General features: G+C 70.0%; 17 protein-coding genes. 13 read left to right on the top strand and 4 right to left on the bottom strand.

From position 1 onward, the window contains the following. Positions 1 to 76 precede the first annotated feature (76 nt). Entirely contained in the window at positions 77 to 511 is a 435-nt protein-coding gene (locus ACIO52_RS26610) for a nitroreductase family deazaflavin-dependent oxidoreductase (RefSeq protein ID WP_218720660.1), read from the top strand. Between the two features lie 89 nt (positions 512 to 600). Further along, the gene (ilvA, locus tag ACIO52_RS26605; protein ID WP_218720659.1) at positions 601 to 1,953 is read left to right on the top strand and encodes a threonine ammonia-lyase IlvA; all 1,353 of its coding nucleotides are present in this window, start codon (positions 601 to 603) and stop codon (positions 1,951 to 1,953) included. A 21-nt stretch (positions 1,954 to 1,974) separates the two neighbouring features. On the opposite strand, the gene ACIO52_RS26600 is transcribed toward ilvA, so the two are convergent. The 3 genes from ACIO52_RS26600 to ACIO52_RS26590 form a co-directional block, all read right to left on the bottom strand. Further along, entirely contained in the window at positions 1,975 to 3,225 is a 1,251-nt protein-coding gene (locus ACIO52_RS26600; protein ID WP_402647665.1) for a serine hydrolase domain-containing protein, read from the bottom strand. A 76-nt stretch (positions 3,226 to 3,301) separates the two neighbouring features. Further along, complete coding sequence (treZ, locus tag ACIO52_RS26595) at positions 3,302 to 5,053, bottom strand: malto-oligosyltrehalose trehalohydrolase (RefSeq protein ID WP_402647662.1); 1,752 nt, start codon at positions 5,051 to 5,053, stop codon at positions 3,302 to 3,304. Between the two features lie 81 nt (positions 5,054 to 5,134). Next, positions 5,135 to 7,054 carry a hypothetical protein gene (locus ACIO52_RS26590; RefSeq protein WP_402647660.1) on the bottom strand — a complete coding sequence of 640 codons (1,920 nt, stop codon included), beginning with the start codon at positions 7,052 to 7,054 and terminating at the stop codon, positions 5,135 to 5,137. A 96-nt stretch (positions 7,055 to 7,150) separates the two neighbouring features. On the opposite strand from ACIO52_RS26590, the gene ACIO52_RS26585 reads away from it, so the two are divergent. From ACIO52_RS26585 to ACIO52_RS26575, 3 genes are read left to right on the top strand one after another with little or no spacing between them, the layout of a single operon-like run. Continuing rightward, on the top strand, positions 7,151 to 7,486 hold the full coding sequence (locus ACIO52_RS26585) for a hypothetical protein (protein WP_402647657.1): 336 nt from the start codon (positions 7,151 to 7,153) through the stop codon (positions 7,484 to 7,486). Between the two features lie 45 nt (positions 7,487 to 7,531). After that, positions 7,532 to 7,666 (top strand): hypothetical protein, encoded by a 135-nt coding sequence (locus ACIO52_RS26580; RefSeq protein ID WP_402647655.1) that lies wholly within the window; start codon positions 7,532 to 7,534, stop codon positions 7,664 to 7,666. A 15-nt stretch (positions 7,667 to 7,681) separates the two neighbouring features. Continuing rightward, complete coding sequence (locus ACIO52_RS26575) at positions 7,682 to 8,032, top strand: hypothetical protein (RefSeq protein WP_402647652.1); 351 nt, start codon at positions 7,682 to 7,684, stop codon at positions 8,030 to 8,032. On the opposite strand, the gene dnaE is transcribed toward ACIO52_RS26575, so the two are convergent. Further along, a complete protein-coding gene (gene dnaE / locus ACIO52_RS26570) occupies positions 7,968 to 11,558 on the bottom strand; it encodes a DNA polymerase III subunit alpha (RefSeq protein WP_218720654.1) in 3,591 nt (1,196 codons plus the stop codon). The genes ACIO52_RS26575 and dnaE overlap by 65 nt on opposite strands. Before the next feature lie 218 nt (positions 11,559 to 11,776). Here dnaE and ACIO52_RS26565 point away from each other — a divergent pair, with 218 nt between their 5' ends. The 8 genes from ACIO52_RS26565 to acs all read left to right on the top strand — a co-directional run bounded on the left by ACIO52_RS26565 (position 11,777) and on the right by acs (position 21,393). Then, positions 11,777 to 12,958: a sensor histidine kinase gene (locus ACIO52_RS26565; protein WP_218720653.1), complete on the top strand. Its 1,182-nt coding sequence runs from the start codon at positions 11,777 to 11,779 to the stop codon at positions 12,956 to 12,958. Between the two features lie 227 nt (positions 12,959 to 13,185). After that, the gene (locus tag ACIO52_RS26560; RefSeq protein ID WP_402647648.1) at positions 13,186 to 14,094 is read left to right on the top strand and encodes a trypsin-like serine peptidase; all 909 of its coding nucleotides are present in this window, start codon (positions 13,186 to 13,188) and stop codon (positions 14,092 to 14,094) included. A 105-nt stretch (positions 14,095 to 14,199) separates the two neighbouring features. Continuing rightward, positions 14,200 to 14,997, top strand: coding sequence for a LytTR family DNA-binding domain-containing protein (locus ACIO52_RS26555; protein ID WP_218720651.1), 798 nt, complete (start codon positions 14,200 to 14,202; stop codon positions 14,995 to 14,997). Beyond that, positions 14,994 to 15,359: a hypothetical protein gene (locus ACIO52_RS26550; protein ID WP_218720650.1), complete on the top strand. Its 366-nt coding sequence runs from the start codon at positions 14,994 to 14,996 to the stop codon at positions 15,357 to 15,359. Before ACIO52_RS26555 ends, ACIO52_RS26550 begins: the two co-directional genes overlap by 4 nt. 124 nt (positions 15,360 to 15,483) lie before the next feature. Continuing rightward, positions 15,484 to 17,238: a cation acetate symporter gene (locus tag ACIO52_RS26545; protein WP_218720649.1), complete on the top strand. Its 1,755-nt coding sequence runs from the start codon at positions 15,484 to 15,486 to the stop codon at positions 17,236 to 17,238. A gap of 149 nt (positions 17,239 to 17,387) precedes the next feature. Continuing rightward, positions 17,388 to 17,744 (top strand): DUF485 domain-containing protein, encoded by a 357-nt coding sequence (locus ACIO52_RS26540; RefSeq protein ID WP_218720648.1) that lies wholly within the window; start codon positions 17,388 to 17,390, stop codon positions 17,742 to 17,744. Next, entirely contained in the window at positions 17,741 to 19,375 is a 1,635-nt protein-coding gene (locus ACIO52_RS26535; RefSeq protein WP_402647644.1) for a cation acetate symporter, read from the top strand. Before ACIO52_RS26540 ends, ACIO52_RS26535 begins: the two co-directional genes overlap by 4 nt. A 74-nt stretch (positions 19,376 to 19,449) precedes the next feature. Next, positions 19,450 to 21,393 carry an acetate--CoA ligase gene (acs, locus tag ACIO52_RS26530; RefSeq protein ID WP_402647641.1) on the top strand — a complete coding sequence of 648 codons (1,944 nt, stop codon included), beginning with the start codon at positions 19,450 to 19,452 and terminating at the stop codon, positions 21,391 to 21,393. Positions 21,394 to 21,442 lie beyond the last annotated feature (49 nt).

Raw genomic sequence — 21,442 nt, 5'->3', positions numbered from 1 at the left:
TCGAAGTTCGGGCCACCGAACTTTCCTGGCCGGACCTGTCGGGAACATCACACCGCGCACGGTCGTTGTCCAGGTCATGCCACTGACTGGAGAGTACGCACCGAGCACTTCGGACTGGGCCCGTACCCAGGCCGAGACCTACGAGAACTCCGGCGGAGCCGAGGGCACCTCACTGCAGGGCAAGCCCGTCATTCTGCTGACCACCAAGGGCGCCAAGACCGGCAAACTCCGCAAGACCCCGCTGATGCGCGTCGAGCACGACGGCGAGTACGCCGTCGTCGCCTCGCTGGGCGGCGCGCCCAAGCACCCGGTCTGGTACTTCAACATCAAGGCCGAGCCGCACGTCGAACTGCGCGACGGCACCGTCACCAAGGACTACACCGCTCGCGAGGTCTTCGGTGACGAGAAGGCGCTGTGGTGGGACCGCGCCGTGGCGGTGTGGCCGGACTACGCCGAGTACCAGAAGAAGACCGATCGCCAGATCCCCGTCTTCGTCCTCACCCCGCGCTGACGCCGCGTCGCCGGGCCCGTCATCGCGGCTGGTCCGGCGACGGGAGGCGCGCTCTCGCAGCGCTCGAGCCCCTCGGTAGCATTTACCGGGTGTCCCCCATCGCTGACGTCGCCGAAGTGTCCGTAACCCGTCCGCCGCTGACCGCGGACGAGATCGACGCCGCCGCCAAGCGAATTTCCGACATCATCGAGCCGACACCGCTGCAATACTCCGCGCGGCTGTCGGCGAGCACCGGTGCGCAGGTCTACCTCAAGCGCGAAGACCTCACCGCGGTGCGCTCGTACAAGCTGCGCGGCGCCTACAACCTGATGGTCCAGCTCACCGCCGCCGAGCGCGCGGCCGGTGTGGTCGCGGCCAGCGCGGGCAATCACGCTCAGGGCGTGGCCTTCGCCTGTCAGGCCATGGGCGTGCGCGGGCGCATCTACGTGCCGACCACCACCCCGAAGCAGAAGCGCGATCGCATCCGCGTGCACGGCGGCGAGTTCGTCGAGCTGATCGCCGTCGGCGAGACCTACGACGCGGCCGCCGCGGCCGCCGCCGACGATGTGGCCCGCACCGGCGCGACCATGGTGCCGCCGTTCGACGACCCGCGCACCGCCGCCGGTCAGGGCACCATCGCCGCGGAATTCCTCGAGCAGCTGGGCACCGCGCCCGACCTGGTCATCGTCCCGGTCGGTGGTGGCGGCTGCCTCGCCGGCATCGGCACCTATCTGCGCGAACGCGCGCCGCAGGCCGGTCTGCTCGGCGTCGAGCCCGCGGGCGCGGCCTCGATGACCGCCGCACTGGTGGCGGGCGGTCCGGTCACGCTGCCCGAGATCGACCCGTTCGTCGACGGCGCGGCCGTGCGCCGCATCGGCAACCTGCCGTATCAGGCGGCGTCCTCGTTCGGTGGCCGGGTGGTCTCGCATGCCTCGCTGCCGCTGCTCACCACCACCGAATCCCCCACCGGCACCGCCTCTTTCCGGATGATGCAGGTCGACGAGGGCGCGATCTGCACCGCGATGCTCGACCTGTACCAGAGCGAGGGCATCATCGCCGAGCCCGCGGGCGCGCTGGCCACGGCGGCGCTGGCCGAGATCGAGATCGAGCCGGGATCGACGGTGGTCGTGCTGGTGTCCGGCGGCAACAACGATGTCTCCCGCTACGGCGAGATCATCGAGCGCTCGCTGGTGCACCGGGGTCTCAAGCACTACTTCCTCGTCGACTTCCCGCAGGAACCCGGCGCGCTGCGCCGCTTCCTCGACGACGTCCTCGGCCCCGACGACGACATCACCATGTTCGAGTACGTCAAGCGCAACAACCGGGAGACCGGGGCCGCGCTGGTCGGTATCGAGCTCGGCGCCACCGACGATCTGGCGTCGCTGCTGCACCGCATCGAGGAGTCCCCGATCCAGGCCGAGCGCCTGGAACCGGGTTCTCCCGCGTACCGCTACCTCACCTAGTCCGGACGCGACAGCCCCGGACTACGCCGCGGCGCGGTCCAGGCGCTGCGCGGCCGACCGGGACGAGCGTGCGCCCGCCACGGCCAGCGGCAGCAGCCAGCTCATCGCGAGCTGGTCGTAGGGCAGCAGACCCTGGTCGAGGCGGTTGTGCACGAAGGCCACCGACAGGCCCGACTGCGGGTCGACCCAGCCGAAGGACCCGCCGAGCCCGATGTGGCCGAAGGCGTTGCGCGCGCCGGGTACCGGCATCGAGTGATAGCCGAGGTGCCACATCATCGGGAAGTAGAACAGGGCGTGGTCGAGGCGGTAGGTCTGTACCCGCCGGATCGTCCGGTGGGTCCCGGGCGCCAGGAACGGCCTGCCGTCGACGGTGAGTCCGTCGGCCAGCGCGGAGTACATCCTGGCCAGGCCCGGCGCGGTGCACACACCGTTGCCCGCGGGCATCTCGGAATCGAGGATGGCCGGCTCGTCACCGTCGAGGATGCCGTCGAGCCCGGGCACGAACAGGCAGCGGGCCGCCGCGCCGAGCGGGCCGGGAAACCGCTGACCGATCCGGTCGAGGAAAGCGGCGGCGATCGGGTGGCCCGCCACGCTCAGGTGCGCGCCCGCCAGCCGGGCGTATTCCGTGGACGATCCGACGGCTGGGCGGCCGAGGTGGATGCCGTCGATGCCGAGCGGGTCGGTGACCTCGCTGCGGATGAGCGTGCTCATGCTCTGCCCGGTGACGGCCCTGGCCAGCCCGGCCAGCAGCCAGCCGTAGGTCAGCGCGTGGTAAGTCGGGATGCCGAGCAGCCGGTCGGGGGTGGCCAGCGCGAGCCGGTCCTCCATGAGCTCGTGGTCGAGGGATTCGGCGGCGGTGGTCGCGATCGCGGGCAGCGACGACAGGCCCGCCCGATGGGTGAGCAGGTCGGCGACGGTGATCGCGCCCTTGCCCCGCGCGGCGAAGCGCGGCCAGTACTCGGCGACCGGCGCCTGGTAGTCGATCAGGCCGCGATCGGCGAGCCGGTGGATGACGGTGGCGGTGACGCCCTTGGTCGCGGAGAACACGATGGGCGCGGTGTCGGCGGTCCACGGCCGGTCCCCCGCGCTGCCGGTCCACAGATGGGCCAGGGGTTCGCCGTGCCGATAGATCGCGATGGCGCCGCCCGCGCTGCGGCGATGGCCGATCAAGGTGGCGAAAGCGCGCACCAGCGGACCGAATCCGGCTGCGGCGTGACCGCCCACACCGGCCGGGAGGGCAGCGCTGTCCTGCCCATAAGCGTCGTTGCTCATCGTTCAACCGTACGGACGTCTGTTCGCTTGGGCAACGGTCTACCGGCGACCGTAGCCGAGCCGTGCTCTGCGCGGATCAGTCGGTGACCACGGTCCCCGCGCCGTCGCCCTCTTCCAGCACGGCGAAACTGTGCCCCGAGATGAGCGTTCCCGCACCGGATTCGGTCGCGGGCGCCCAGGCGAGCAGCACCCGGCCGTGCACCGGGATCACCGCCTCGTCCTCGGACAGGTTGCAGACCACCGAGATCCGGCCGCGCCGCAGCACGAACCAGCGATTCGCCTCGTCGTAGTCGGCCCAGACCCGTTCCAGCCAGGGGTCGGTGAACTCGGACCTGCTCCTGCGCAGAGCGAGCAGCGCGCGATAGCAGGCGAGCAGCCGGGCATGCGGTTCCCTGGTCGGTTCGGTCCAGTCCAGCTTGGAGCGGAGGAAGGTGTCCGGGTCCTGCGGGTAGGGCACCTCGTCGGTGGACCAGCCGTGCTCGGCGAATTCGGCCCGGCGGCCGGCCGCGGTGGCCGCGCCGACGACCGGGTCGGTGTGCGAGGTGAAGAACTGGAACGGGGTGCGCGCACCCCATTCCTCGCCCATGAACAGCATCGGCGTGCTCGCCGAGAGCAGCACCAGCGCCGCCTTCACCGCCAGCTGTCCCGGGGTGAGATAGGCGCTCGGGCGGTCGCCGACGGCCCGGTTGCCGATCTGGTCGTGGGTGCAGGTGTAGCCGAGCAGGGCGCTGCCGGGGATCAGCGCGCGCGGGATCGGCGTGCCGTGGGTGCGGCCGCGGAAGCTGGAATACGTGCCGGCGTGGAAGAACCCGTGGGTGAGGGTCTGGGCCAGGCAGGCCAGCGAGCCGAAATCGGCGTAGTAGCCCTGCCGTTCACCGGACACGGCCGTGTGCACGGCGTGGTGCAGGTCGTCGTTCCACTGGCCGGTCAGGCCGTAGCCGCCCGCCGCGCGCGGCGTGATCAGGCGAGGGTCGTTGAGGTCGCTTTCGGCGATCAGGCTCAGCGGGCGGCCCAGATGCGCCGACAGCGCGGTGGTTTCGACGACGAGTTCCTCGAGCAGGTGGGTCGCGGTGCGGTCGACCAGCGCGTGCACGGCATCGATGCGCAGCGCGTCGATGTGGAAGTCGCGCAGCCAGCGCAGGGCGTTGTCGATGATGTGGCGGCGGACCGCGTCGGAGCCGGGACCGTCCAGGTTCAGGCTCTCGCCCCAGGTATTGCGCCCCGAGGTGAGGTAGGGGCCGAAGCGGGGCAGGTAGTTGCCGGAGGGGCCGAGATGGTTGTAGACCACGTCCAGGCAGACCGCCAGGCTGCGCGCGTGGCAGGCGTCGACGAAGCGTTGCAGGCCGTCGGGACCGCCGTAGCTCTCCTGCACCGCGTACCAGAGCACGCCGTCGTAGCCCCAGTTGTGGGTGCCGTCGAAGGCGTTGACCGGCATCAGCTCGACCGTGGTGACGCCCAGCGCGACCAGGTGGTCGAGCCGGTCGATCGCCGCGTCGAAGGTGCCGTCCGGGGTGAAGGTGCCGATGTGCAGTTCGTAGAACACCGAACCGGCCAGCTGTCTGCCGGTCCAGTTCCGGTCGGTCCAGGCCGCCGGGTCCAGGTCGTGCACGGCGGAGGGCTCGTGCACTCCGTCGGGTTGGCGCGGGGAGCGCGGGTCGGGCAGCACGGTCGGATCGTCGTCGATCAGGAACCCGTAGCGGGCGCCCTGACCTGCGTCGACGGTGACCGACCAGCGTCCGCCGCCATTGCGCCGCATCGCATGGGTCACCCCGTCCAGTTGCAGCCGCACCGCCCCCGCCTCCGGCGCCCAGACCCGAAACTGCCTCATGGCCCCAGCATCGCACGCGCGCGGTCATCGGGCAGGGCGACCGGTGCCACGCGCGGTGGGGCTCCCGGCTTCCGGCCGACGTCAGTCGTGGGCCACCACCCCGACCGGCCCTGTGCCGAAGCACAATTCGATGTTCGGCGTCAGCGCGCGGACCCGCAGCGCCGTGCCGCCGCCGAGCATGCGGAGGTAGACCGGATGCAGTCCGGCCCTGACCTCGGCGACGGTTTCGGCGGCGCCCTCGAACGAGACGGCGATCGCGCCGTCGCGGTCGGCCAGGTAGTTGAGCTGGGCGGTCCATTCGCGGATCTGCATCGGTCCGTCCAGCGGCAGCCGGAGCGCCTCGCCCGGCGTCATCCGGTAGCCACAGCCGGGTTCCGGGGCGGGCACGATCGAGCGGTTCCACCACACCTGGGCGTCGACGAGGTCGCCGTCGTCGGTGAACATCCGCAGGTGCGGTGTCGAGCGGGCGAAGGTGTCCGGTCCGGCGAGCGCGGCGAATACCTGGTCGGTCATGTTCTGCGGGAAGGCCAAGGGGTTGAGCACGTTCCAGGGAACCTCTTGCGGCAAGAGCGGCGCGTCCGCGCCCGGGAGTGCGGCGCGCACCCCGGTGACGTAGGTGCGGGCCGGGCTCGGCTCCCAGGAGCGGGTGAAGGTGACGGTTGAAAACACGCTGCTCACGAGGAAGATCACGGTCGCCGCCACGGGCGCGACCGCGCGGAAGCCAACGCGATCACCGTCGTCTCGCTCCGCGACGAGCTGCCGCACCGCGAGCCCGCCACGGAGGCGTTCTCCCGCCTCGTGAGCCGTGTCATCGGCCACCGAGGAACCGGCGCGGACGCCACGCGGCACGCGGTGCGCGGCGGTCATGATCAGGGCGAGTCCCAGGCAGGCGATCACGGCGACATCCGCGAAGTACCGGATGGACTGCAGCAACAGCGCCGCGGTGCCCGGTCCGTCACGCAGCACCACCACCGGCGCGACGGTCAGGACGACGTAGGCGGCCGCGCACACCCAGACCGCGCCGACCCGGACGCGCGTGCGGATCGTCCACGCCGCGAACGCGATCAGCAGCAGCCAGCACAGCGCGACGGCCACGCCGGGCGGATCGGCCCACGGGGTCGCGGGCTGCCAGCGTTCCCACCGCCACGGTCCCCCGAACAGAGCGGGTACCAGGCCGTCCGAGAGCGCTTGGCGCAGCAGCGCGGTGGGCTGCTCGGGCCGGGACAGCCCGCGCGGACGCTGGATGACCAGCAGGAAGAACGCCGACCACGCCAGCAGCACACCGCCCGCCGCCGTCCAGAGAGCGGCGCCGCGCCGGGCGACCGCGCGCACCGATTCCCCGCGGACGTACGCCGACAGCGTCACCACCGCGAACGCGACCGGCAGCACCACCACCGCCTTCTCGAAGCACAGCAACGCGACCGCGTACCCGGCCGCGCCCGACACCGCGTACCGACGGCGGCCGGTGCGCACGAGCCGCAGGGCGTCCGCGCTGACCCAGGCGAGCGCGATCTGCAGCGGCAGCGCGTTCACCGCGGCCGACCACCAGGCGAAGGCGGGCACCGTCAGCGGCACGAACAGGTAGCAGGTCAACGGCACCAGCAGGCGTGGCCCGGTCCCGAGCAGCACGACGACCAGCCGCAGCACGGCCAGGGAGGCCAGCAGCTGCAACAGCACCAGGACGGCCGCCGCCACTGCCCACTCGAACGGCGCCACCGCGGTCACCACCCAGGTCAGCGCGAACGCCATCGGCATCACGTGTCCGTCGTGGCTGGTGAACAGCAACTCCGCCGACCACAGCGGATGCCGCCCCACCTCGCCGAGCAGGATGAAGTCGTCCCAGTAGAAGAACCCCGACGCCGCGACCCAGCCGCGCAGGACCAACTGCGCCACGATCAGCGCGGCGGCGGCGAGCAGCACGGCCCGCGGCGACACCCGCAGGCGCGGCCGCGCGGGCCGCGCGGGTTGTGGTGGCGAATCGAGCCGAGTCGCTGACGTCACGTCTCCCGACGCTAGCTCGTCGCCCGCCGGGTTTCGATGAGCACCCGCCGGGGCCGTTCTGGACTGACATGTCCACAACGCGCGACGGTCGCCGTCATGGCCCGTCCCAAAGCATTCGACGAGGACCGCGCGCTCCAGCGCTCCATGACGACCGAGAACGCGACCATCTTCGAGATCCTCGACCGCGGCGCACCGGCCCGCGATCGTCTCCGTGCGGTCCTGGACCAGGCCGCCGACGCTCCGGACGCCGAACCGGCGGGCTGCCTGGTGCTCGATTCGACCGTCGAGCTCGCCCCGCACGACACCGCGGTCAGGGCGACGCTGCGCGCCGACCAGGACCGCAGCCTCGCCGCGCTCACCGCCACCATCACGGGCAGCGCGCCGGGGAGATCACCACCGACCGCCCCGCCCGCGACCTCGCCCGGTTCCTGACCGCGACGATCAGCGGCATGCGCGTCGCCGCAGAGAGAGCTCTCCGTGCCGCCCGCCCTCTGCATCCTGGGGTTGTCGATCTTCGCCCAGGGCAGCTCCGAGCTGATGCTCGCCGGACTGCTCACCGACCTCGCCGCCGATCTCGGTGTCTCCATTCCCCCTGCGGGCCTGGTCATCTAGGGCTTCGCGCTCGGCATGCCGGTCGGGGCACCGGTGCTCGCCGCGGTCACGCTGTGCCTGCCCCGGTGCGACACCCTGCTGGTCTTCCTCGCCGTCCTGGTGGCCGCGCATATCGTCGGCGCGCTGACCGGCGAGTACCGGATGCTGTTCGGGACGCGCGTGGTGAGCGCGTTCGTCGACGCCGGTTTCTGGGCGATCGCGGCGGCGAGCCCGGTCCCCGCCGACCTGCGCGGCCGGGCGATGAGCATCGTTTCTCGACCGGCCGGGGGCGCGCGGTGCTCGCGGGAGCACCGCGCCCGGCTCAGCCCAGGCAGCCGGGACCGAGCAGTGCCTTCAGATCGCCCATCAGCGCCGAGGACGGGCTGACCCGCCAGCTGTCGTCGAGCTTGAGCAGGGTGGTCTTCTCCCGCGCGCCGACATGGCGGACATGCACGTCGGAGGTGCCGGGGTGGCGCGAGAGCACCTTCTTGAGCTCACCGATCTTGTCCGGCGTGCACATGCGGGTCGTCATCACGACCGATACCGGCTTCGCCACGCCGATCGCCGAGAGATCGGGCACCACAAGGTCGTTGGCGATCAGCGAGATGCGGTCGTCGCGGACCGACACGCGCGCCTTGACCAGCACCACGGCGTCCTCGACCACGTCCATGCCGTAGACCGAGTACGACTGCGGGAAGAACAGCACCTCCACGCCACCGGTGAGATCCTCGAGCTGCGCCGAGGCCCAGGCGAGGCCGTTCTTGTTGATCCGCCGGTTGACCGAGGCGAGGATGCCGCCGATGGTCACCTGCGCGCCGTCCTTGACGTCGCCTTCCAGGATCGCCGGGATGGGCGTGTCGACCTGGGCGGCCAGCACGTGCTCGACACCGTTGAGCGGATGCCCGGAGACATAGAGGCCCAGCATCTCGCGCTCGAGGGCGAGCTTGTGCTTGGTCTCCCATTCGTCCTCGGGGACCTTCACATTGAAGACCGAGGCCACCGAGTCGTCGCCGTCGTCCAGGCCGCCGAACAGGTCGAACTGGCCGATCGCCTCGGCCTTCTTGGTCGACATCACCGCGTCGATCGCATCGGAATGGATCAGCAGCAGGCCCTTGCGCGGATGCCCGAGGGAGTCGAAACCGCCTGCCTTGATGAGCGATTCGGTGACCTTCTTGGAGCAGGCGATCGCGTCGATCTTGTTCAGGTAGTCGGAGAAGTCGGTGAACTTCGACTTCTCCTTGCGCGCGGCGATGATCGAGGACACCACGTTGGCGCCGACGTTGCGGACCGCGCCCAGACCGAAGCGGATGTCCTTGCCGACCGAGGCGAAGTTCTGCTCGGACTCGTTGACATCCGGCGGCAGCACCGTGATGCCCATCTTGCGGCAGTCCGACAGGTAGATCGCGGCCTTGTCCTTGTCGTCACCCACGGAGGTGAGCAGGCCGGCCATGTACTCGGCCGGGTAGTTGGCCTTGAGGTAGGCGGTCCAGAAGGAGACCAGGCCGTAGCCGGCGGCGTGCGATTTGTTGAACGCGTAGCCGGCGAACGGGAGGATGGTGTCCCACAGGGCCTTGATCGCGGGCTCGGAGAAGTCGTTCTTGAGCATGCCCTCGCGGAAGCCCGCGTAGGCCTCCTCCAGCACCGAGAGCTTCTTCTTACCCATGGCGCGGCGCAGGATGTCGGCCTGACCGAGCGAGTACCCGGCGACCTTCTGCGCGATCTGCATGATCTGTTCCTGATAGACGATCAGGCCGAAGGTGTCGGCCAGGATCTCTTTCAGCGGCTCTTCGAGCTCGGGGTGGATCGGCTTGACCTCTTGGCGACCGTTCTTGCGGTCGGCGTAGTCGTTGTGGGCGTTCATGCCCATCGGGCCGGGGCGGTACAGCGCCAGCACGGCGACGATGTCCTCGAAGCCGGTGGGCTGCATGCGGCGCAGCAGATCGCGCATGGCACTGCCGTCGAGCTGGAACACCCCGAGCGTGTCGCCGCGGGCGAGCAGCTCGTAGGTGGCCGGGTCGTTGAGCGGCAGATGATCCATGTCGAGATCGATGCCGCGATTGGCCTTGATGTTCTCCAGGGCGTCACCGATGACGGTGAGGTTGCGCAGACCCAGGAAGTCCATCTTCAGCAGGCCGATGGCCTCACACGACGGGTAGTCCCAGCCGGTGATGATCGCGCCGTCCTGCGCGCGCTTCCACACCGGGATCGCGTCGGTGAGCGGCTCGGAGGACATGATGACCGCGCAGGCGTGCACGCCCGCGTTGCGGATCAGGCCTTCCAGGCCGCGCGCGGTCTCGTAGATCTTGGCGACGTCGGGGTTGGAGCTGATCAGCTCACGGACCTCGGCGGCTTCCTTGTAGCGCTCGTGGTCCGGGTCGGTGATGCCCGAGACCGAGATGTCCTTGGCCATGATCGGCGGCGGCAGCGCCTTGGTGATCTGGTCGGCGATGGCGAAACCGGGCTGGCCGAACAGGACTCGCGCGGAGTCCTTGATCGCGGCCTTGGTCTTGATGGTGCCGAAGGTGATCACCTGGGCGACGCGGTCGCTGCCCCACTTCTCGGTGGCGTAGCGGACCATCTCACCGCGGCGGCGATCGTCGAAGTCGATATCGATATCGGGCATCGACACGCGCTCGGGATTGAGGAACCGCTCGAACAGCAGGCCGTGCGGGATCGGGTCGATATTGGTGATGCCCATCGCGTAGGCGACGAGCGAGCCCGCGGCCGAACCACGGCCGGGGCCGACGCGGATGCCGACCTCGAGGGCATGGCGGATCAGGTCACCGACGACGAGGAAGTAGGCGGGGAAACCCATTTCGCAGATGACGCCGAGTTCGTAGTCGGCGCGGGCGAGGTAGTCCTGCGGCGGGCCGTCGGGGAAGCGGCGATCCAGACCGTCGAGGACTTCCTTGCGCAGCCAGGTGGCCTGGGTGTGGCCCTCGGGCACCGGGAAGATCGGCATCCGGTCGCGGTGGGCCCACACGTCGTCGTAGGACTGCACGCGTTCGCCGATGAGTTCGGTGTTGTCGCAGGCGCCGGGGACCTCCGCGTCCCAGATCGCGCGCATCTCCGCGGCGGACTTCAGGTAGTAGCCGTCACCGTCGAACTTGAAGCGGGTCGGGTCCGAGAGCGTCTTGCCGGTCTGGATGCACAGCAGCGCTTCGTGATTGGTCGACTGGTCCTTGGTGACGTAGTGGCAGTCGTTGGTGGCGATGGGCGGAATGTCGAGCTGCTTGCTGATGCTGAGCAAGCCCTCGCGGACCCGGCGCTCGATGGACAGGCCGTGGTCCATCACCTCGAGGAAGAAGTTCTCCTTGCCGAAGATCTCCTGCCACTTCGCGGCGGCCTCGAGCGCCTCGCGCTCGTGACCGAGGCGCAGCCGGGTCTGCACCTCACCCGACGGGCAACCCGTCGTGGCGATGATGCCCTCCGCATACTGCGCGATGATCTCCTCGTCCATGCGCGCCCACTTGCCCAGCTGACCCTCGATGGAGGCCAGGCTCGACAGTTTGAACAGGTTGCGCAGGCCGGTCGCGTTCTCGGCGACCATGGTCATGTGGGTGTAGGCGCCCGAACCCGACACGTCGTCGCTCTTCTGACCGGGATCGCCCCACTGCACCCGCTTGGTGTTGAACCGCGACTCCGGCGCGATATAGGCCTCGATGCCGATGATCGGCTTGATGCCGGCCTTCTTGGCGCTGTTGTAGAACTCCGAGGCGCCGTACATGTTGCCGTGGTCGGTCATGCCGACGGCGGTCATGCCCAGCCGTTCCGCCTCCGCGAACAGCGGCGAAATCTTCGCCGCACCATCGAGCATGGAGTACTCGGTGTGGTTGTGCAGGTGAACGAACGATCCGGACGGAGCCAAGACGGTCCTTCCTCCCAGGGTGTCGACGGGGGTTGGCCTAGGCATTCTAGGCACGTGGGTCCGACAACATTTCGCGTGCCACACGGGCACCCCGCCCCCGTGCTGGACGGTTGCGGCGTGTCGTGGCGAAGGTCACCGGCGAGTCCTCGGCAACGTCTGTTTTCCGCTGGTTCACCGGGGCGCGCGGGCACCGGGCGCGCGCATCGGCGCGCGACGGCGGACTGCGGCGATAATCGCCGGATGCGAGCGGACAGGAGTGCACGGTGACGACCACAGCGGTGGCGCTGGCCGGTGTGGTGATCGTCGTGGCCACCGCCTGGCTGGTGTGGCGACGGACGCAGCGGGTGGTGACCACGCCTGCCCAGCGGGCCGTTCATCAGGCGTTGCATACCGCGTCGCTGGCGGCGGTGCCGTTGCGGCGGGGGTTGACGGCGGAGGCGGCGCGGGAGGCGGCGCCGCATCTGCGGGCGCTGGCCGGGGCCGAGGCGCTGGGAGTGGTGGACGCGGAGGCGACGCTGCTGGCGTGGGATGGGCCGCATCCGGAGATGGTCGAGGCGTTCGCCGAGGCGGCGCGGCGGGCGATCGCCGATGAACGGGCGGTGCTGGTCGGTGGGGACGAGCATTCGCTCATCGCGCAGCCGCTGCTGATCGAGACAGGGGCGGCGGTGGGGGCACTCGGGATGGTGACCACCGGGAAGCCGGGACCCGGCATGCTCGGGGCGGCGGGTGAGGTCGCCCGGTATGCGTGCGGGCAGCTGGAGCTGGCCGAGCTGGACGCCTCGAGGGCCCGGGTCGACCGGGCCGAACTGCGGGCGCTGCGGGCGCAGATCAGTCCGCATTTCATCTACAACGCGCTCAATACGATCGCCTCCTTCGTCCGCACCGATCCCGACCGGGCCCGCGAACTCATCCTCGAATTCGCCGACTTCACCCGCTATTCGTTCCGCGCCGCGGGCGAATTCACCGTCCTCGCCGACGAACTGCGCAATATCGAGCGCTACCTCGCGCTGGAACAGGCCCGCTTCGGCGACGCACTCGACGTGCGGTTGCAGATCGCACCCGAGGTACTCGGCGTGGTGCTGCCGTTCCTGGCCCTGCAACCGCTGGTGGAGAACGCGGTGCGGCACGGCCTCGGCGGCGGCGGTCGCGGCGGGCACTTGAGCATCGTCGCCGGCGACGAGGGCACCGACTGCCTGATCAGCGTCGAGGACGACGGCATCGGCATGGACCCCGAACTCCTGCGCTCGGGCGCCCTCGACGCCGTCGACACCGGCACCGGCCCCGCCCGCACCGGCGAAGCCGCCCACGTCGGCCTCGCCAACGTCGACGACCGCCTGCGCGCCGCCTTCGGCAACGACTACGGGCTGGTCGTGGACACCGCCCCCGGGGCGGGCACCAAGGTCAGCATGCGCGTCCCCAAATTCCGTGCGGGCATCCGCGCCTGAACGACCGGGTTCCCGGACGGGCGGATCGCGGATGATCGCACGCTCGTCACACACTCTTAAACATATCTGTTTCGGAAACCGATACTGTGACGCCTGTTCACAGCTAACATCTCGTTCACCCACTGGGCGCTGGGGTGACGACGGCGCCCCGCGGGCTTCCACCCCCTTGCGCGGCGTTGCCGACCTGGCTGCGTCGGCGACCGCGCCGACATCGAACAGGATTCGCTGTGAACAAGACTCGTCGGACAGGGCAGCGGCTCGCCGCGGCCGCGGTCACGATCGCCGCCTGCACGCTCGGGGGGATCCCCCACGCCACGGCCGACAGTGCCGTGCAACCGGATCCCAGTGGCTCGCTGCTCTACAGCCGGCTGGTGAAGAACGACGACGGATCACTGAAAACCAACGGTAAGGGCGGCTATTTCGTCTCCGCGCCCTACACCGGCAACGAGGTGACCCGCAAGGTCGGCAGGCTCACCACCGGCGGGCTGTGCACCGCGACGGTGCTCGACAGTCCGAGCGGCGCCTTGGCGATCACCGCGCGTCACTGCATCGACAACGACGCGGCGCTGATCGCGGCCGGCAGGGCGACATTCACCCCGGCCTGGCACGACGGGCAGCGCCCCTACGGTGACTGGGTGGTCGACAGGGCCTTCACCTCCGAGATCCCCGTGGACGGCAGCGTTCCCGATGTCGCCGTGCTCGCGATCCGCCCCGCCGAGGGCAACCGCGTCGTCTCGGCGGCCACCGGTGGCGGCCTGAAGGTGCACCCGGCACTGTCGAGCAGCCAGTCGGTCCAGTCGACACTGCTCGGCTACCCCGGTCCCGAACCGTACAACGCCGTGCTGATGTCGGCGTGCGTGGGCGATTACACCTATTTCCCCGGCCGGGGCCGCGCCGCCGTACACCGGGTCACCGACCAGTCCGAGTGCCACGTCGGTGGCGGATCCAGCGGCGGCCCCTACGTGACCGGTACGGCCGCGGGCCCGCAGATCATCACCGTCCTCAACAGCGACGGCGGCTCGGCGATCGCGGGGGTCGCCCCCGCCCTCGTCACCGAAGCCGACAACTGGGTCTTCGCCCAGTACCCGGGCCTGCCCCGCGGGGGTGGCTTGCCCTCCACCGGTTCCGGTTCCTGACCCGAGGCAGGGTGATGCGGCGCAGGTCGGTGGGCGAACCGGCCCGAAGACCTGGCCGCTGTCCGGGTACGCCGCGCGTCCACGTGCCGCTACCATGGATGGGCTGTGACCTGGACCACCGAAGAATCACCGACCGCGCTGCGGGTGCTCGCTGTCGATGACGAGAAGCCCGCGCTCGACGAGCTCGTGTACCTGCTGAGCGCGCAGGCCGGGGTCGGGGAGATCCATCGGGCGAGCGAGTCGACCAGTGCGCTGCGGTTGTTGCGGGCCCATCCGATCGACGCGGTGTTCCTCGACATCGATATGCCGGGGCTCACGGGGATGGAGCTGGCGGGGATCCTGTCGGAGTTCGCGGAGCCGCCCGCGGTGGTGTTCGTGACCGCGCACGACGATCACGCGGTGGCGGCGTTCGACCTCGGGGCCGTCGACTATCTGCTGAAGCCGTTGCGCGCGGCGCGACTGGCGGAGGCGGTGCGGCGGATTCTCGCCGCCAGGGTGTCGGCGCCCGCGGCGACACCGCCGGAACCGGCGCATCCGAGCGAGGTGATCCCGGTGGAGCTCGGCGGGGTCACGACCCTGGTGAACCGGGCCGATGTCGCCTGGGTCGAGGCCGACGGCGATTACGCGCGGTTGCACACCGGCACCGGATCGCACCTGGTGCGGATTCCGCTCTCGGCGCTCGAGGCACGATGGGCGGACGCCGGGTTCCTGCGGGTGCACCGCTCGTACCTGGTGGCGTTACGCCTGGTCACCGGGCTGCGCAGCGTGGGCACCGGCACGGTGGTGTGTCTGCGGGCCGAGGGCGCGGCCGGGGCGGTGGAACTGCCGGTGAGCCGACGGCAGGTACGCGAACTCAAGCAGCGGCTGGTGCACGGCCCGCGACAGAACTGGTCGCAGCGATGACCGGACCGCAGCGCCCGCCCCGCGAGCGCGTGGTGCTGGCGCAGCGGCGGGGCGCGCGGCAGGTTCGCACGCGCACCGAAGTGGTCGAGCAGACCGATCTCGGCGCCGCCCTCATCAGCGGTCTGATCCGCGCGCAACTCGGCCTGGCACTGCGCCTCGGCCTGGTCGTCGTCGCCGGGTTCGGCACGCTGCCGGTGCTGTTCGGCATCGATGCCGTGGCCGAGACGACCGTCCTCGGCATCCGGCTGCCCTGGCTGATTCTCGGTTTCCTCGCGTTCCCCACGCTCTACGCGGTGGGACGGCTGTACGTGCGCCTTGCCCAGCGCAACGAAGACGACTTCCTCGAACTGGCCGGGGACTGAACATGACCGCCCGCGACCTCACCGCCGTGCCTGCGCCGCGGACCACCACCGGCGCGACGATTCCGCGCGAGGCCGACGGCCCGACCCCGCCCCGCGTGACCTCGGCGCCGCCCGGATGCCCCCGATGAGCGTCGGCAATCCCGCCCTCACCGTGACCGCCCTCGTGTTGGCGGCTCTCGCCACGATCGGCATCGGCTTCTACGGAGTTCGCCTCTCGCGCACCACCTCCGACTTCCTGGTCGCCTCCCGCACGGTCGGCTCCCGGTGGAACGCGGCGGCGATCTCGGGCGAATACCTGTCCGCCGCGTCGTTTCTCGGCGTCGCCGGGCTCATCGCCAAGTACGGGACCGACGCGCTGTGGTATCCGGTGGGCTTCACCGCGGGCTACCTCGGGCTGCTGATGTTCGTCGCCGCTCCCCTGCGCCGCTCCGGCGCGTACACGGTCCCCGACTTCGCGGAGTTCCGGCTGGGCTCGATCCGGTTGCGGCGCATGGCCGCCGGGCTGGTCGTCGTCGTCTGCGCGGTGTATCTGATCCCGCAGTTCCAGGGCGCCGGGCTCACGCTGCACATCCTGCTCGGCGCGCCGTCCTGGGTGGGCGCCGTCGCGGTCGGGATGATCGTGCTGGCGAATGTGATCGGCGGCGGCATGCGATCGGTGACATTGGTGCAGGCCTTCCAGTACTGGCTGAAACTGACCGCGGTGGCGGTGCCCGCGCTGGTGCTGGGCCTGCACTTCCTCGCCGACGAACGCCCGGTCGGCACGGCGGCGCCGTCGACGGTGGCCGAGCGCACCACCGTCGACATCTCGACCGATGTGGTGGTGCACCTGGATGTCTCCCAGCAGGTCACCGTGTTCGGCACCCTCGACGGACGCAGCGAGGACGGGCCGGTCCTGCTCACCCCCGGCGACCACACCCTGGCCGCGAACACCGAACTGATCCTCGACGCGGGATCGGCGGTACCGGTGGTCGCCGGCGCACCCGCCGACGGCGCGGGCTGGGTGGCACCCGGCGGCGGCTTGGGCGGCGAACACCCCCAGTACCAGGTGTTCTCGCTGATCGTGGCGACCTTCCTCGGCACCATGGGGCTACCGCACGTGCTGGTCCGGTTCTACACCAACCGCGACGGACCGTCGGCCCGCCGGACCGCGCTGACCGTGATCGGGCTGGTCGGCCTGTTCTACCTGTTCCCGATCCTGCTCGGCGTCTTCGCCCGGCTGTACGTGCCGCAGCTGCTGATCACCGGCGCCTCCGACGCGGCCGTCGTCCTGCTGCCCGGTGCGGTGCTCGGTGGCCTCGGCGGACAGCTGCTCGCCGCCCTCGCCGCGGCGGGAGCCATCGCGGCGTTCCTGTCGACGTCCTCGGGTTTGCTGGTCAGCCTCGCCGGGGTGCTCAGCACCGACGTGCTGCGGGGCCGGATCCGGGACTTCCGCGCCGCCGCGCTGGTCGCCGGGCTCGTCCCGCTGACCCTGGCGCTGACGGTCGCGTCCCTTGATCTCTCACGCACGGTCGCGCTCGCCTTCTCGGTGGCCGCCTCGACCCTGTGTCCGCTGCTGGTGCTGGGCATCTGGTGGCGCGGGCTCACCGCAGCGGGTGCGGCGAGCGGACTCCTGACCGGTGGCATCACCGCCGGTGGCGCGACGGTGCTCGCGGTCCTCGGCGGGGTCTCGCCCGAACTGGCGGGCGGCTGGGCCTCGGCGATCGTGGACTACCCGGGCGCGGTGAGTGTGCCGCTGGCGTTCGCGGTGACGATCCTGGTGAGCCTGCTGACCAGGAAGCAGGACAAGCGCGCGATCGCCGGGATCTTCCTGCGGATGCACGCACCGGAACGGCTCGGGATGAGCGCCGACCGCGACCCCGAATCGGCCGCCCACCGGTGATCTCGCGCTGACCGTTCGTCGCGCCACAGCGACCGTTCACCGCACATGTGACGGCTTTCACCGAGTGACCCAGGCCACACCATCCTGCGCGTCCGCTCGCCGTCTTACCGTCATCCCACGCACGACCCCCTCACGCTAGGACCTCGAGCATGACCGAAACCGATACCGAAGAAGCGCCCGACCGGCGCGCGCCGAGTGCCGAGGAATGGCTCGCCGTGCAGGCGAGCCCGCAGTTCCAGGATCTGCGCAATCGCCTGCGCCGCTTCGTCTTCCCGATGACCGCGCTGTTCCTGCTGTGGTACCTCAGCTACGTGGTGCTCGGCGCGTACGCGCACGACTTCATGGCCACGAAGGTCTTCGGCAACATCAACGTGGGTCTGCTGCTCGGCCTCGGGCAGTTCGTCTCCACATTCCTCATCACCGGGCTCTACGTCCGCTTCGCCAATCGTGAGCTGGATCCGCGCGCCGCGGCCATTCGCGAGTCTCTCGAGGAAGGCCGCGCGTGAACATCCTTGCCGCGGACACGACGGTGGGTAACCCCGTCGCCAATATCGCCATCTTCGCGCTGTTCGTCGCGGTCACCATGGTCGTGGTGATCCGGGCCAGCCGCAACAACGCCAGTGCCGCCGACTATTTCACCGGCGGTCGTGGCTTCTCCGGTCCGCAGAACGGCATCGCCATCGCCGGTGACTACCTGTCGGCGGCCAGCTTCCTCGGCATCGCGGGCGCGATCGCCGTCTACGGCTACGACGGGTTCCTGTACTCGATCGGCTTCCTCGTCGCCTGGCTGGTCGCGCTGCTCCTGGTGGCCGAAATGCTGCGCAACACCGGCAAATTCACCATGGCCGACGTGCTCAGCTTCCGATTGAAGGAAGGCCCGGTGCGCACCGCGGCCGCGCTGACCACGCTGACCGTGTCGCTGTTCTACCTGCTGGCGCAGATGGCGGGCGCCGGCGGTCTGGTCGCGCTGCTGCTCGACATCTCCAGTCGCGCGGGCCAATCGGTCGTGATCGCGATCGTCGGCGTGCTGATGATCGTCTACGTGCTGGTCGGCGGCATGAAGGGCACCACCTGGGTGCAGATCATCAAGGCGGTGCTGCTGATCGCGGGCGCCGCGCTGATGACGGTGATGGTGCTGGCGAAGTTCGGCTTCAACTTCTCCGACATCCTCGGTGCCGCCCAGGAATCGGTGAGCGAGTCGACCAACAAGGCCGTCGCCGCCCGCGATGTGCTCGCGCCCGGCGCGCAGTACGGCGGCAGCGACACCTCGAAGCTGAACTTCCTGTCGCTGGGCCTGGCGCTGGTGCTGGGCACCGCGGGTCTGCCGCACGTGCTGATGCGCTTCTACACGGTCCCGACCGCGAAGGAGGCTCGGCGCTCGGTGGTCTGGGCGATCAGCCTGATCGGCGCATTCTACCTGTTCACCCTGGTGCTCGGGTACGGCGCGGCGGCCATCGTCGGCCCGGACAAGATCCTGGCCGCGGCCGGTGGCCAGAACTCGGCGGCCCCGCTGCTGGCGTTCGAACTCGGCGGTGTGATCCTGCTCGGCGTGATCTCCGCGGTCGCGTTCGCGACGATCCTGGCGGTCGTCGCCGGTCTGACGATCACGGCCTCGGCCTCGTTCGCCCACGACATCTACGCCAGCGTGATCAAGAAGGGCAAGGTCGACGAGCGCAAGCAGGTGCGGGTCTCGCGGATCACCGCCGTGGTGATCGGTGTGCTCGCGATCGGGCTCGGCATCCTCGCCAACGGCCAGAACATCGCGTTCCTGGTGGCGCTGGCGTTCGCGGTGGCGGCGGCGGCGAACCTGCCGACGATCCTGTACTCGCTGTTCTGGAAGCGCTTCAACACCACCGGCGCGCTGTGGTCGATGTACGGCGGCCTGATCTCGACGATCGTGCTCATCGTGTTCTCCCCGGCGGTGTCGGGCACCAAGACCTCGATGATCACCGGGACCGATTTCCACTGGTTCCCGCTGTCCAACCCCGGCATCGTGTCCATCCCGCTGGCCTTCGCGCTCGGCGTGATCGGCACCTTCGTCGGTGACCGTGGCGAGCAGGTCGACACCGCCAAGGCCGCGGAGATGGAAGTGCGCGCCCTGACCGGCGTCGGTGCGGAGAAGGCGATCTCGCACTGACGTTGCCCTGCCCGTGCCGGTGGTTCCCCACCACCGGCACGGGTTTCACCCCTGTTGTTCGAAGGAGATCTCTTGTGACCGGTGCAGTCACCGACCCCACCCGGCCCGACCACGCGACCAGCTACCCGCCCACCGCGGAGTTCGTCGCGCAGGCGAATGCCGATGCCTCGCTGGCCGAGCGGGCCGGCACCGATCGTGACGGTTTCTGGGCCGAGCAGGCCAACCGGCTGCACTGGCACACGCCGTTCACCCAGGTGCTCGACTGGAGCGACGCCCCGGTCGCGCGCTGGTTCGCCGACGGCGAGCTCAACGTCGCCTACAACTGCGTCGACCGCCACGTCATCGACGGACACGGCGACCAGGTCGCCATCCACTGGGAAGGCGAACCGGGCGACTCCCGCGACATCACCTACCGCGAACTGCTCGACGAGGTCTCCCGCGCGGCCAACGCGTTCACCGCGCTCGGGCTGGTCGCCGGTGATCGCGTCGCGATCTACATGCCGATGGTGCCCGAGGCGATCGTGTCGATGCTGGCCTGCGCCCGGCTGGGTCTCACCCACTCGGTGGTGTTCGCCGGCTTCTCGCCGACGGCGCTGCGCCAGCGCGTCGACGACGCGCAGGCGCGCCTGATCGTGACGACCGACGGGCAGTGGCGCCGTGGCAAGCCCGCGCCGCTGAAGTCGGCGGTGGACGAGGCGCTCGGCGACGACCCGACCTCGGTCGAGCGTGTGCTGGTGGTGCGCCGCACCGGCCTTGACGTGCCCTGGACGCCGGTCCGCGACCTGTGGTGGGACGAAACCGTCTCGCTCGCTTCGCCGTCGCACGAAGCCCAGCCCTTCCCCGCCGAACACCCCCTGTTCATCCTCTACACCTCCGGCACCACCGGAAAACCCAAAGGCATCCTGCACACCACCGGCGGCTACCTCACCCAAGCCGCCTACACCCACCACAACGTCTTCGACCACAAACCCGGCACCGACATCTATTGGTGCACCGCCGACATCGGCTGGGTCACCGGCCACAGCTACATCGTCTACGGCCCCCTCGCCAACCGCGCCACCCAAGTCGTCTACGAAGGCACCCCCAACTCCCCCAACGAACACCGCCACTTCGAGATCATCGAAAAATACGGCGTCACCATCTACTACACCGCCCCCACCCTGATCCGCACCTTCATGAAATGGGGACGCGAGATCCCCGACGCCCACAACCTCACCACCCTGCGCCTGCTCGGCTCCGTCGGCGAACCCATCAACCCCGAAGCCTGGCGCTGGTACCGAGACGTCCTCGGCGCCAACAAGACCCCGATCGTCGACACCTGGTGGCAAACCGAAACCGGCGCCATCATGATCTCGCCACTGCCCGGCGTCACCGCCACCAAGCCGGGCGCCGCGACCGCGCCGCTGCCGGGGATCTCGGCGACGGTGGTCGACGACGACGGCACCCCGCTGGACAACGACGCCTCAGGTCTGCTGGTCCTGGATCAGCCGTGGCCGTCGATGCTGCGCGGAATCTGGAACGACATGGACCGCTTCCGTGAAACCTATTGGCAGCGTTTCGCTTCCGAGGGGTGGTACTTCGCCGGGGACGGCGCCAAGCTCGACGCCGACGGCGACCTGTGGATCCTGGGCCGGGTCGACGACGTGATGAACGTGTCCGGCCATCGCATCTCGACCGCCGAAGTCGAATCGGCCCTCGTCGGACACCCGGCCGTGGCCGAGGCCGCCGTCGTCGGCGCCACCGACGCGACCACCGGGCAGGGCATCGTCGCGTTCGTCATCCTCACCGGCTCGGCCGCGCCGGACGACACGCTGGTCACCGAGCTCAAGGCCGCTGTCTCCCTGGAGATCAGCCCGATCGCCCGGCCGCGCGAGATCCACCTGGTGCCCGAGCTGCCCAAGACCCGCAGCGGCAAGATCATGCGCCGACTGCTGCGCGATGTGGCCGAGGGCCGGGAGCTGGGCGACACCTCCACGCTGGTCGACCCGACCGTGTTCGAGGCGATCGCGAAGGGATGACCCGGGGATCTGACGCTCGCGCATGTCGGATGGGCACGGTCTGCGCGAC

Origin of the sequence: Nocardia sp. NPDC087230, from assembly GCF_044744725.1 — a bacterium.
Lineage (GTDB): Bacteria > Actinomycetota > Actinomycetes > Mycobacteriales > Mycobacteriaceae > Nocardia > Nocardia canadensis.
The sequence above is the reverse complement of the archived record's forward strand: the minus strand, read 5'-3'. Positions and strand labels throughout refer to the sequence as shown.